Source organism: Acidihalobacter sp. (assembly GCF_037381185.1).
GTDB lineage: Bacteria > Pseudomonadota > Gammaproteobacteria > DSM-5130 > Acidihalobacteraceae > Acidihalobacter_A.
Genome location: NZ_JARRQY010000006.1, coordinates 82,896 through 95,024 on the forward strand (window position 1 = coordinate 82,896; position 12,129 = coordinate 95,024).

10 protein-coding genes are annotated in these 12,129 nt (G+C 65.5%); 1 reads left to right on the forward strand and 9 read right to left on the reverse strand.

Annotated elements, in window-relative coordinates; genetic code table 11:
- Window positions 1-34 precede the first annotated feature (34 nt).
- The 9 genes from P8014_RS03090 to P8014_RS03130 form a co-directional block, all read right to left on the reverse strand.
- Window positions 35-1,669 carry an ABC transporter permease subunit gene (locus tag P8014_RS03090; RefSeq protein WP_337815839.1) on the reverse strand — a complete coding sequence of 545 codons (1,635 nt, stop codon included), beginning with the start codon at window positions 1,667-1,669 and terminating at the stop codon, window positions 35-37.
- A gap of 4 nt (window positions 1,670-1,673) precedes the next feature.
- Window positions 1,674-2,660: an extracellular solute-binding protein gene (locus tag P8014_RS03095; RefSeq protein WP_337815840.1), complete on the reverse strand. Its 987-nt coding sequence runs from the start codon at window positions 2,658-2,660 to the stop codon at window positions 1,674-1,676.
- 18 nt (window positions 2,661-2,678) lie between these two features.
- Window positions 2,679-3,794: an ABC transporter ATP-binding protein gene (locus tag P8014_RS03100; protein WP_337815841.1), complete on the reverse strand. Its 1,116-nt coding sequence runs from the start codon at window positions 3,792-3,794 to the stop codon at window positions 2,679-2,681.
- Window positions 3,795-3,845: 51 nt separating this feature from the next.
- The gene (locus tag P8014_RS03105) at window positions 3,846-4,649 is read right to left on the reverse strand and encodes a carbohydrate ABC transporter permease (RefSeq protein ID WP_337815842.1); all 804 of its coding nucleotides are present in this window, start codon (window positions 4,647-4,649) and stop codon (window positions 3,846-3,848) included.
- On the reverse strand, window positions 4,646-5,557 hold the full coding sequence (locus tag P8014_RS03110; protein WP_337815843.1) for a sugar ABC transporter permease: 912 nt from the start codon (window positions 5,555-5,557) through the stop codon (window positions 4,646-4,648). The genes P8014_RS03105 and P8014_RS03110 overlap by 4 nt, the downstream gene beginning before the upstream one ends.
- Before the next feature lie 63 nt (window positions 5,558-5,620).
- A complete protein-coding gene (locus P8014_RS03115) occupies window positions 5,621-6,922 on the reverse strand; it encodes an ABC transporter substrate-binding protein (protein ID WP_337815844.1) in 1,302 nt (433 codons plus the stop codon).
- A gap of 22 nt (window positions 6,923-6,944) precedes the next feature.
- Entirely contained in the window at window positions 6,945-8,027 is a 1,083-nt protein-coding gene (locus tag P8014_RS03120; RefSeq protein ID WP_337815845.1) for an ABC transporter ATP-binding protein, read from the reverse strand.
- A 45-nt stretch (window positions 8,028-8,072) separates the two neighbouring features.
- Complete coding sequence (locus tag P8014_RS03125) at window positions 8,073-9,749, reverse strand: iron ABC transporter permease (RefSeq protein WP_337815846.1); 1,677 nt, start codon at window positions 9,747-9,749, stop codon at window positions 8,073-8,075.
- 63 nt (window positions 9,750-9,812) lie between these two features.
- On the reverse strand, window positions 9,813-10,835 hold the full coding sequence (locus P8014_RS03130) for an ABC transporter substrate-binding protein (protein ID WP_337815847.1): 1,023 nt from the start codon (window positions 10,833-10,835) through the stop codon (window positions 9,813-9,815).
- A gap of 179 nt (window positions 10,836-11,014) precedes the next feature.
- Between P8014_RS03130 and P8014_RS03135 the strand changes: the two genes are divergently transcribed.
- Complete coding sequence (locus tag P8014_RS03135) at window positions 11,015-12,094, forward strand: ABC transporter ATP-binding protein (protein WP_337815848.1); 1,080 nt, start codon at window positions 11,015-11,017, stop codon at window positions 12,092-12,094.
- Window positions 12,095-12,129 lie beyond the last annotated feature (35 nt).

Here is a 12,129-nt window from a genome sequence, read left to right on the forward strand (position 1 = left end):
ACGGCTCCGCGGGCAACCGCGGGGCCGTTTTTTGTCATGCCCGTCCGAGGCGCAGGCGCGCCAGGCCGAGCAGGGCGGCGCTGCTGAACACGCCGATCACTGCCATTGCCATGCCGTCGCCCACGTCGCCCTGCAGAAACTGGTTCATGATGTAGGTCGAGATGACCTGCGTGCCGGGCGGCTGCAGCATCACCGAGGTCACCAGCTCACGCATCGACAGTGCGAACACGACCGAGGCCGCTCCTGCCAATGCCGGCATCGCCAGCGGCAGCGTGACACGCAGGAAACGCCCGACCGCTCCCGCACCGTGTACCGATGCCGCGAATTCGAGTTGAGCGCCGCTGGCGGCAAGCCCTACCTGGGCGTAGCGCAGCGCATATGGGAAGGTCACGGTCAGATAGGAGATGACAAGTATCAGCGGGGTTCCGTAGATGCCCAGCGGATTCCAGGGTGCATTCCAGAACAGAATCAGCCCCACAGCGACGACCACTCCCGGCAGCGCGGTCGGCAGAGAAGCCAACAGATCGAGCGCGCGCGAAGGTGTCGGAACCGCCTTTCGCCGCAGCAGGGCACCGGCCACGATCAGTCCCAGCGCCAATGCCGCCAAGGCGGTGAACAGACTCAGCCACAGACTGGTGCGCAGCGCCTGCAACCCGACCGAGTTCGCCCCCAGCACGTCGGCATAATGGGCCAGGGTCAGATTCGTCGTCGTGATGCCGTTGGTCACCGCCCGCAGTAGCGAAGTGAGCAGAATGGCGCCGATCGGCAATACGTCGGCCAGCAGCACGAATACGAGTACCGGCAGCAAGGCGGACCAACGGGCCGGCCGCGGGCGTTGCTGCGGACTGTCCGTAGGCACCCGCGACAGCCGTCGGTAGGGCAGCCAGACCAACAACGCGAGCAGGCACAGGATGACGCCCAGCGACGCGGCCTTGGGCAAATCCACCGGCCACACACTGACCGATTCCTCGACGGCGGTCGCGAGCACGCTCACTCCGGCGTAGCTGCCGATCACCGCCGGCACGCCGTACTCCTCGGATGCGGCCAGGAAAATCAGCAATGCCGCACCGGCCAGGGCAGGGGCGACGGCGGGCAGTTCTATCTGCAGCCAGCTTCGCAGTCGCCCGGCACCGTGCACCCGTGCCGCCAGGCGCGGTGAATCGGCGCGCTGCAAAAGCGCGGCACGCAGCATCAGATAGGCCAATGGCGCAAGATGCAGGGCCATCACCCAGGCCATTCCGGGCAGCGTGTAGAGTGCCTGCCCGAGCGGCGCGCTGGCCGCTCCGAACCACTGGGTAAAATACCCACCGGGTTGCAGCAACAGACTCCAGGCGATGCCGGTGAGGTAGGGCGGCAGTAGGAAGGGCGCCAGCAGAAGGGCCTCCCAGAGCGGCGCGACCGGCAGCGGCGTCTCGACCATCAACGCGGCCAGAGCCCAGCCAAGCGCAAGTGTCATGCACATGGTCAGAAAGGCCAGCGCCAAGGTGCCGCCCAAGGCATTCCACAAATCATGCGTGCGCAGCGCGGCGCTCATGCCGGTGCCGTCGGCACCGCCGAAGGCCGGCACGAAGGCGATCAGCAGTATCTGTGCAAGCGGCGCGGCGACCAGGATGCCGAGCACAAACCAACTGCCCAGGCCGAGCGGCCTGGGCAGCCAACGGACAGGCATCGGGTTACTGACCCAGAATGTCGCGCCGGAAACGCTCCAGCACCTGGGTGCGGTGAGCGGCCAATTTCTGCCAGTCGGCGTTGATGAACTTCACCGAAGACAGGTCGGGCCAGATAGAGGCTGGCTGCACCGCGCTCACCGCCGGAATCAGCAGTGCGCTGGACACCAGTTTCTGTCCCTGCTCGGACAGGCTGTAGCGCACGAAGCGCTCGGCCAGCGCCTTGTCGTGCGACGAACGCATGATCAGGATCGGACGGGGAATTAGCACCGTACCGCTCTTCGGGAACACCAGTGCGAGCGAGTTGCCCTTGTGCTTGGCCTTGAGCGAGGTATGGCCGACTGCCGACAGCATGGCCGAACGGGCGCCGAGCTCGACCGGGCGCAGCGCGGCGGCATTCGGGCCGGGCCAGATGGTGCCCTCGGCCTTGAGCGCCTTGAAGTAGTTCCACGCGCGGTCGCCGTAGCGCGCCGTGAAGGCGAGCACGAAATCGGATGCCGTGCCGGACAGCAGCGGGTTCGGCATGGTGACTTCGCCGTGCCAGGCCTTACCTTCGAGCGCGAACCAGTCGTCCAGGCTCTGCAGATCGTTCACCTTCTTGGTGTTGACGACGATGGATACAGTGTCCCCGCCGATGGGCAGAAACGGCCCCTGTGTATCCAGCGCCGGCCGTAGACGCTTGGCGATGTCGGCAGGGTGGAAGGGGTAAACCTCCTTCTGTTCAGCCAAGGCCAGGCCGGCGGTCCAGTTGGCCAGGATGACCACATCCGCACGCGGATGATTCTTTTCGGCGGCCAGGCGCGCCATCACCTTGCCGGTGCTGGCGGCATAGAGTTCCACCTTGGCACCGGTCTGCTGTTCGAAATTGCGGGCCAGGGCGCGTGCCAGCGAGGCAGGACCGGAGCTGTAGACGACCAGCGTCTGTGCGGCCTGGACGGGCAGGGCCAAGGTCGCAGCAAGGCTGACAATCAGCATTAGGAAGCGCTTGTACATAACTGTAATCCTTGTTGATTATTCGTGAATCGGTAAAAGCCACGCGGCTGATTCGTCAAGCCGGAGGGTCGGGGGGTGCGTGGGGATTTCAGCGAGATGCACTGGCAATGGTTCCGATTCGCCGATCTGCACGTGGGCGAGCCAGCGGTCGCCCTGGAAACGTGCTCCTGCGATGCGTGCCGACAGACCGTTCGTAGCCGGGCGCAGTGCATCGGGCCGCAGCAACAGCTGCGCGCGTCCAACACGGACATCGGGGTGAGCAGGCACTTCGTGAACCGTTCCCTGCCAGCGCACATGCGCCGTTGTGCCGTGATGCTCGAGGCACTCCACCTCGGCGACGCCGCAAGTGCCGCTCAGCCGCGCGACGTTGAGGCTTGCCGGTTGGCGGTATAGCTGCTGCGGCGTGCCCCATTGCACCAGCTCGCCGCGTTCCAGCACGCCGACCCGCGTACCCAGTTCGAAGGCCTCGTCGGGGTCGTGGGTCACATGCAGGGCGGTGAAGCCCAACTCGTCGAACAGACGTTTGAGATAGGTGCGCAGTTCGCTGCGCATGGCGGTATCCACCGCCGACAGCGGTTCGTCCAGCAGCAACAGGCGGGGATTGCCGGCCAGCGCCCGTGCCAGGCCGACGCGTTGGCGCTGGCCGCCGGAAAGCGCACCCGGACGGCGATGTTCGAGACCTGACAGGCCGACACGCTGCAGCAAGGCCGCGAGGGCTTGGTGGTCCACCGCCTGGCGTCGGGCGCGCAGGGGGAACTCCAGATGCGCCTGTACCGTCAGATGAGGCCACAGCGCCTGGTCCTGAAAGACCATACCCAGTCCGCGCCGCTCAGGCGCCACGTGTAGGTCACGGGCCGGATCGGCCACCGGGCGGTCGGCGATGACGATGCGGCCGGACTGGGCGCGTTCGATGCCGGCGATGAGTTGCAGTAGCGTGCTCTTTCCTGATCCCGAGTCGCCGAGCAGGCAGGCGTACTCTCCGGCCGGCAGCTGCAGTTGTAGATCCCGCAGCACCTCCGCATCGGTGTAGCGATGCGTCAGACTCTCTATCGCCAGCGCGCAGGGCGGTTCGCCGGCTGCGTGCTGTGGTGTTGCGGGCGATTCGTTAAATATGGTGCGGGGCTCGGCTGACATCCGGGCGAGATTACCGCGGACGTGTGTCACTTCCGTGACAGCTTGGCCTGACTAACGGATGCCCGCGCGCATGAAGGACTGTACGAATTGCCGCTGGAAAATGAGGAACGCCGCCAGCAGGGGTGCCGAGGTCATCAGCGCGGCGGCGCTGATGACCGACCAGTCCACGCCCTGGTCAGAGGTCGAGAACACCTGCAGACCGACCGTTAGCACGCGGCTGCCCGGCGTGTTGGTGACCACCAGCGGCCACAGGAAGTCGTTCCAGTGGTAGCTCACGGAGACGAGCCCGTAGGCGACCAGCACCGGTCGTGCCAGCGGCAGGTAAACATGCCACAGCACCGCAAGCGGCCCGGCGCCTTCGATGCGTGCGGCTTCCTCGAGCGCCTTGGGCACGCTCATGAAGGTCTGGCGCAGCAGGAAGATGCCGAAGGCCGAGGCGAAATAAGGCAGGCCGACGGCCAGCAGGTGATCGACCAGGCCGAGCTGGGCCACGGTGCGGTAGTTCTCGACGATCAGCATGTTCGGCATCACCAGCAGCTGGATCAGGATCAGCGAAAACAACAAGTTGCGGCCGGCGAAGCGGTAGCGGGCGAAGGCGTAGGCAGCCAGCGAGCCGATCACCAGCTGTGCGACCAGCGTCATGCTGACCATCAGGAAGGTGTTGAGGAAGTAGCGTGCGAAGGGCGCCGCGTTCCAGGCGCGTACGAAGTTGTCCAGCGTCAACGGTGCCAGCGGGTTGAAATGCGTGGCATCGGCGAAGCTGTGGAAAGCCGCCCACAGGGCGAACAGCAGGGGCATGATCCACAGCGCTGCCAGTAGCCACATCGCCACGGCCAGTAGACGCGAACCGTTCATTGGTAATGCGTCCTGCGGCCGACGAATAGGAACTGCAGCAGCGAAGCGGCGGCCAGGATCAGTATCAGCACGACAGTCAGCGCCGCCGCATAGCCGGTGTCCCAGAACTGGAAGGCGTTCTGGAAGATGTAGTAGAGCAGCAGATTACTGGTGTTGTCGGGTCCGCCCTGGGTCAGGACGAACAGCGAATCGACCAGGCTGAAGGCGCCGATCACGGCGTTGACCAGTACGAACAATGTGGTCGGGCCCAGCAGCGGCAGCACTACGCGGCGGAAGGTGTGCCAGCGCGACGCGCCTTCGACCGCGGCGGCCTCGCGCAGGCTGGGGGGAATCTGTTGGAGTGCGGCGAGGTAGAAGATCATGAAGAAGCCGGCCTGCTTCCACACCGCCACCGCGGTCACGGCCCACAGGGCGGTCGACGGCGTGCCGAGCCAGTTGTGTCCGGCGAAGCCGAACGCATGCAGCAGTTGATCCAGCAGCCCATAGCCCGGCGTGTAGAAGAACAGCCAGATATTGGCCGCGGCGATCAGCGGCAGCACGGTAGGAGTGAAAAAGGCCATGCGGGCGAAGCCGCGACCGGGTATCCGTGCGTCGACCAGCAGCGCCATCAGCAGCGCCAGCGCCACCGAGGCGGGTATCGAACCGGCTGCGTACAGCAGGTTGTTCCCCAGCACCTGGCGAAACACGGGGTCGCCGAGCATCTGCTGGAAGTGCGCCAGACCGACGAAATGCGCGGGCCGATGCGCCATCGGCGTCGAGTAGAGGCTCTGCAGCAGCGTCGCGGCGGCCGGATACAACGTGAAGGCGACGAACAGCAGCAGGGCCGGGGCGATCAGCAGCCAGGCGACCAGGTGGTCGCCGAGGTATAGCGCCTTGGCGCGCGGCAATACGGGGGCGATGGCGGCCATGATGATTCGCTGAAAAGGGATGGAGAGTCCCGCCCCGCGCGCAGCGCGGAGCGGGACGCAGGCTCAGGCGCGGTAGCGGCGCAGAATCGCATCCGCTTTGGACTGCGCTTCGTGCAGCGCAGCGGCGGAGGACTTCTGACCGGTGAGCGCGGCTTCCAGGGCGTCGTTGAACACCTTGGTCACGCGCTGATTCTCGTGGGTGGACAGCTCGGGTTCGGCGTATTGCAGTTGGTCACGGGCAACGGCGGCCTGCGGGAAGCCGGCCACGTACTTTTTCAATGCACCCGTGTTCCAGGCGGCAGGGCTGGTGGCGACATAGCCGGTCTGCATGCCCCAGTCGGCAGCCTGTTCGGGCGCAGTGACCCAGCGGATGAATCGCAGCGCAGCGGCGCGCTCTTCGGTGGTGGTGTTGTTGAACACATACAGATTGCCGCCGCCGGTAGGGGCGCCATAGCGCTTGTGCTTGGGTAGCATGCCGACGCCGAATGGGAACGGCGCGTGCTTGCGCACGTTGGTCAGGTTGCCGGTGGTGGTCCACATCATGGCGCAGCGACCCTTGAAGAAGTCCTGCGGCGTGGTGCCCCAGTTGATGATGCCGCTGGGCATCACGCCGTTCTTGCGCGCCAGGCCGACCATGTATTCCAGCGCGCCGATGGTCTCCGGGCTGTCGAAATGGGTCGCGGTGCCGTCGACCGAAGCCAGGCGCGCCTGGCCGTTTTCGATGGCCAGCCCCTGGAACAGCCAGTAGGGGAAGCCGGAGGAGGGGATCTGCACGCCCCAGTCGGTGATGCTCTTGGCGTTGTGGGCGCGGGTCAGGCGTCGGGCATAGTCCTGCATCTCGTTCCAGTCGGCGGGAGCGCGTTCTGGATCGAGGCCGGCGGCCTTGAAGGCGGCCTTGTTCCAGTACAGCACCGGCGTGGAGCGCTGGAAGGGCACGCTCCAGGTCTTGTCGGCCATGCGCGAGTTGGCCAGGAAGGCGGGGTAGAAGCCGTCCAGCCAAGCCTTGTCACCCTTGGCGAGGTCATCGGCGGCGACCAGCACGTTCTGGTCGTAGTAGGTAAAGATGTCCACGGCCAGCGCCACGGCCATCTTGGGCGCGCTGTTGCCGCCGCCGCGCAGGGCGGTCAGTGCCTTGATGGTGGTGTCCTGATAGCTGCCGGTGTAGATCGGCCGTATGCGCACGTCCGGATTGGCCTGGTGGAAGGCCGCAGCATAGCCGTCCATGATCTTGGCGATCGGCCCGCCTACGGCGACGGGGTAGTACATAGGGAGTTCTATCGCGTCGGCGGCATGGGCGCCGCCTATGGGCAGCGCGGCAGTCAGTGCGGAGGCGGCTGAAAGCTTCAGAAAATCACGGCGTTGCATTGGAAATCTCCAAAAAACTTTATCAACGGGCTTGTGTAAGAGGAACCGGAGGATCGGGCAGCCGCCGTCCGCTGGCGGCATCGAACAGGTTGACGGCGTGGGGCTTCCACCCGAGGAACAGAGACTCCCCGGGTTGTGGGCGCAGACGTCCCGGCACTCGCGCAGATAGTTCGTGGCGGCCGGCGCGGCAGCTGAGCACGGCGTCCGCGCCGAGATATTCGACGGCTTCAACCACGGCCTCGATGCCGTTTCCCGGTCTGGTCACCTCGAGCTGCTCGGGGCGCAGCCCGAGCACCTGGCCCTCGCCGTCGGCCAGGAAACCCAGCGCATGATCCGTTCCTTCCAGGCTGGGTCCCGATTCCAGCGGCAGCAGATTCATAGGTGGCGTGCCGATGAAACGGGCGACAAATAGGCTTTCGGGATGTTCGTACAGTTTCTCGGGAGACGCGATCTGTTCGATGCGTCCCTGGTTCATGACCACCACCACGTCCCCCATGCCTAGTGCTTCGGCCTGGTCATGGGTGACGTACAGCACCGTCATGTCCAGCTCACGTGCCAGACTCCTGAGTTCGCGGCGCATCTCGTGGCGCAGCTTGGCGTCGAGGTTTGACAGCGGCTCGTCCATCAGCACTGTGCGCCGCCCGCCGATGATCGCGCGGCCCAGCGCGACGCGCTGCTGCTGGCCCCCCGAAAGCTGGGCTGGCTTTCGGGCCAGCAGGGTCTCGAGTCCAAGCAGGCGGGCGGTTTCGTCCAGTCGGCGTTCGCGTTCGGCGCGCGAAGTGCGGCGCAACTTGAGGCCGAACAGCAGGTTCTCGCCGACGCTGAGGTGGGGGAACAGAGCATAGCTCTGGAACACCATTCCGAGTTCGCGGTGGCCGGGCGGCAGGCGGGTCACATCGCGTCCGTGCAGTTCGATACGGCCTTCATCGGGATGCTCTAGGCCCGCCACCAGACGCAGTAGGGTTGTCTTGCCGCAGCCTGAAGGGCCGAGCACGACCGCGAACTGGCCGGGTTCGATGGCGAGACTTACCGCGTCTGTTGCACGATAGTCGGTGTAGTGTTTGCTTACGTTGTCCAGGCGGATGGCGTGCATCGGCGGGAGCATAGAGCAGCCTTGTGACGAGCCTATGAAACGCGCCGGCGATCCTCGCTAAGCCCAGGGCAGGCTTCCGGATGGCAAGCGTCGCGCCAGCATCTGCAGAGCGGCAAGCAGAAGCAAGATACCGGCCAGGGTGGCTACCGACAGCGCTGCGGCGGCTCCGGTCAAACCTCCGTCTTCGAGGTTGTAGATCATGACGCCCAGCGTCTCCGAACCGGAGGACCACAGCAGTGCCGACACGGTCAACTCGTTGACCGCCATGAGAAACACCATGATGGCGCTGCCCAGCAGCAAGGGACTGGCCAGCGGCCAGACGATGCTGCGCATTCGCAGGCCTAGTCCGGCTCCGCAGGAGCGTGCTGCTTCGTTGAGTGCGGGGTCGGCTTGCGCGAGACCGGCGAGGACCGGTTTGATGGAAAGCGTGAGAAAGCGCAGCAGATACGCGTAAAGAATGATCCACAATGTCCCGTACAGACTGAACCCCAGCAACGGCAGGGGCTTCAGTAGCAGAAGGATTGCTGCTATCGCCACCACGGCGCCCGGCAGGGCGAAAGGCAGGTCGGTCAGACCGGCCAACAGGCGCGTGAGCCGCCCCTTTTCCCAGGCCACCAGATAGGCCACGGGCAGAGCAATCATGCCGGCGATGCCGGCCGCAAGCCCGGCAAGCACAGTGCTGTGGGCGACCGCCGCGCGCGTCATCGGATCCGCTAGGAGACGCGTGTAATGCGCGAACGTGAGCGTATGCGGATTCAGGGGCAACCCGTATGCCGATACCAGGGAGGCCGCCAACAAGGCCATCGCCGGCGCGCCCAAAAATATAATGAGCAGCCCCCATGCGAAGCACTCCAACGGTAGCCTGCGGCGGCCGAGCGCGATGCGCAAAGCCGGCGAAGAGACGCTGAGCCGTCGCTGCCAGCGGCGCTGCAGCAGGGACTGCAGACCCAGACCGAGCAGCGCGAGGCCGGCGGCGAGCAGACTGAGCTGAGCCACTTCCGCGAGCACGGAAGTCCCGAAACCGGACAGCCGCTGGTAGATCAGCGTGGCGAGTACGTTGTACCCGATGGGGGCGCCGAGCAAGGCGGGAATGCCGAAATTGTCCAGACAGGAAACGAAACTCAGGGCCGCGCCGGCCAGGATTCCGGGCATGCATAGCGGCAGCAGGATGTCGACGAAGCGCCGCCAGCTGCCGGCCCCGGCGCAGCGAGCCGCTTCCACCAGATCGCGCGGCAAGCTCGCAACGCCGGAGCGCAACGCCAGAAACACCAGGGGCGTTTGCTGTAGCCCCAGCAGCAGAGCGATGCCCCAGGGGCTGTAGATAGGGTTGGCCGAGCCCGGCGGCGGCGCCACACCCAAAGTCTTGAGTAGCACGCTGGCCGGCCCCATCAGTTGCGCCCAACTCAGCGCGGTGACCTGCGGTGGAATCATGAGCGGCAGCAGGAGCAGAAATACGAGTGCGCGCTTGGCCCGAATGTCGGTCAGGCCGATCAGCAGCGCGTACAGTGTGCCCAGGCACACCGCGACCAATGTGCCGCCGCCGGCGACCACCAGACTGTGCAGCGTGGCGTCGAGCGTTACCGGGGCGCTCAGGGTGTGCCATAGAGTCCGTGTTCCCCCGTGCGGAGCCAGCGCCTCCTGCGCGATGCGCGCGAGCGGCGCGGCAACGATGCCGCACAGCAGCGCCGCCGCGCCCAGGCTTAGCAGCCGCTCGGGATTCGGGTGTCGATTCATCGGGCAATCGCGTATGCGGCAGGTCTGGCTGGCGTGCCTGGACGCGCAGCCAGACCGCCGAACTTAGGCAAACAGCGAGCTGAATCGCTGTTTGTCGGCCTGAACCGTGCGCAGCGCGCGTTCCACGTCAAGGTCCAGCAGCTTGATCTGGTCGGCTCTGGGAAATCCCGGAGGCGGGATGACGTCCGACCGTGCCGGCAGCATGCCTTGGTGCGCGATCAGTTGCTGGCCGGTGCGCGATAACACGAAGTCGACGAAGGCACGTGCGGCCGGCACGTTGCGCGCGGTCTTGAGAACCGCCACGGGTTCGGTGACGGCGGAGACGCCCTCTTCGGGGAAAACGAAACGGATCGGCGAGCCCTTCTGCTGCGAACGGATGGCGAGGAAATCGACCATGATGCCGTACAGCTTGGCACCGCCCGCGACCTTGCGGAACACGCCACCGTTGCCGCCCTGGGCGATCGCGCGCGCATGTGCCAGCGCCTCGTAGTATTTCCAGCCCAGCGCGCCGTCCTGCACGAAAGACTCGAGCATCACCGTAGCCGCGCCGGAGTAAAGCGGGCTGGGCATGGCGATCTGTCCGCTGGCGTCGGCCAGATCCCACCAGCGTCGGGGTTCCTTTTGGGCGGCCGTATTGTAGGCGATGCCGGTGGTGATCAGCTTGGTGCCGTACCAATAGCCGTCGTGATCGCGCAATTGCCTGGGCAAGCCGTCGGCGGCGGCGTCGCGATAGGGCGCCAACCGTCCCTCGTGCTTGAGTCCGGCCATGGCCAGCGCGTCGGCGATAAGCAGCACGTCAGGCTGCGGCGAGCCCGCGGCGAATTCGGCGCGCAGTTTGGTGAGCAGCTGCGTGGTCCCGTCGCGAATCCACTTGACCTCGACATTGGGATAGACGCGTTTGAATGCCGCCGCCGTCTGCTGTGCATCCTGCAGCAGCTGACTGGTGTACAGCACCAACTGTCCTTTGACCGAGGTGTCGGCGCGCACGGGCGAGGGCAACAGGGCGGCCGCGCCAAGACCGATTCCTACACCGAGCAGACGTCGGCGGTTGTGGTCGACGGTGGCACGAGACGAAGCTGAAGACATGACGATCTCCGCAGATGATGGCGATAGGGGACGCACCATAGCGACGGAAGATGTCTGTGCCGTGACAATCCGGCCGGTGGCCGGGCGTCGCTTGCCGCGATGTCCCGCACCTGTTTAATATCGTTGCCTTTCCCGTATGGTGGCACGGCTCCGGCGTGCCCTTCATGGCGAACCAAGACATGTCCACTGTCGAACTCAAGGGCGTCGGCAAACGCTACGACGCCGATCATTGGGCCTTGCACGGTATTGATCTTCAGTTGCAACGCGGGGAGTTCCTGGCGCTGCTCGGTCCTTCGGGCTGCGGTAAGACGACGTTGTTGCGGCTGTTGGCCGGTTTCGAAACGCTTAGCGAGGGGGAAATCCTCTTCGACGGCGAGCGGATCGCGAGCCCTTCGCTGGGCTTGCCCCCGGAGCGACGCGATGTCGGAGTGGTTTTCCAGAGCTATGCATTGTGGCCGCATATGACTGTCGCCGGGAACGTCGGCTATCCGCTCAAGGCCTCGGCGCGAAAATGTTCTGCCGGCGACGCTCGCGACATCGTGGCCGAAGCCCTCGGGCGCATGGGGCTGCTGCAGTTCTCCGAGCGTTATCCGGAAGAGCTGTCCGGTGGCCAGCGCCAGCGTGTTGCGCTGGCTCGCTGCCTGGTCCAGCGCCCGCGCCTCGCCTTGCTCGACGAACCGCTGGCCAGTCTCGACGTACACCTACGCCAAGAAATGATGGAACTGATCCACGAATTCCATCAGGTGCTCGGCGGCACGCTGGTCTACGTGACCCACGATCAGAGCGAAGCGATGGCGCTGGCCGATCGCATTGCGGTGTTTGCGGATGGGCGTTTGCTGCAAGTGGATACGCCCCACAAGCTCTACCGCGAACCGAGCGGCGAGGCCGTAGCGCGTTTCCTCGGGCGAGGGCGCGTATTCGACGTGGAAATTTTCGAGGCGAAGGAGTCTTCGCAATTGACGGCCCGATGCGCGGGTGGCGAGTTTCCCGTGCGTGCGGCGGCGGGGGTAGTGCCAGGGCCGGCCCGCGCGCTGGTGCGTCCGGACAACGTGCGCCTTGAGCCAGCCGGCGCCGCCAACGCGCGGGTCGTAAGTCGTCGGTATTTGGGCGGGAAGCACGAAGTCGAGGTGGAACTCCTGGGCGCGCCCGCCGCGCGTATCCTGTGCGAACACCCTTGCGACTTGCCGCCCGGCAGCCATGTGGGGCTCTCGATCGACGACGGCTGGATCGTGACAAATCCGAGTGACGGATACGCATAGGACGCAGTTGCAATTGCTGCCAATGAGACTTTAGT

What these genes read in the sequence shown, in the direction of transcription:
- P8014_RS03125 (WP_337815846.1), bottom strand. Translation starts at nt 9,749, where the DNA reads ATGAATCGACACCCGAATCCCGAGCGGCTGCTAAGCCTGGGCGCGGCG.
- P8014_RS03115 (WP_337815844.1), bottom strand. Translation starts at nt 6,922, where the DNA reads ATGCAACGCCGTGATTTTCTGAAGCTTTCAGCCGCCTCCGCACTGACT.
- P8014_RS03120 (WP_337815845.1), bottom strand. Translation starts at nt 8,027, where the DNA reads ATGCTCCCGCCGATGCACGCCATCCGCCTGGACAACGTAAGCAAACAC.
- P8014_RS03100 (WP_337815841.1), bottom strand. Translation starts at nt 3,794, where the DNA reads ATGTCAGCCGAGCCCCGCACCATATTTAACGAATCGCCCGCAACACCA.
- P8014_RS03135 (WP_337815848.1), top strand. Translation starts at nt 11,015, where the DNA reads ATGTCCACTGTCGAACTCAAGGGCGTCGGCAAACGCTACGACGCCGAT.
- P8014_RS03090 (WP_337815839.1), bottom strand. Translation starts at nt 1,669, where the DNA reads ATGCCTGTCCGTTGGCTGCCCAGGCCGCTCGGCCTGGGCAGTTGGTTT.
- P8014_RS03130 (WP_337815847.1), bottom strand. Translation starts at nt 10,835, where the DNA reads ATGTCTTCAGCTTCGTCTCGTGCCACCGTCGACCACAACCGCCGACGT.
- P8014_RS03110 (WP_337815843.1), bottom strand. Translation starts at nt 5,557, where the DNA reads ATGGCCGCCATCGCCCCCGTATTGCCGCGCGCCAAGGCGCTATACCTC.
- P8014_RS03095 (WP_337815840.1), bottom strand. Translation starts at nt 2,660, where the DNA reads ATGTACAAGCGCTTCCTAATGCTGATTGTCAGCCTTGCTGCGACCTTG.
- P8014_RS03105 (WP_337815842.1), bottom strand. Translation starts at nt 4,649, where the DNA reads ATGAACGGTTCGCGTCTACTGGCCGTGGCGATGTGGCTACTGGCAGCG.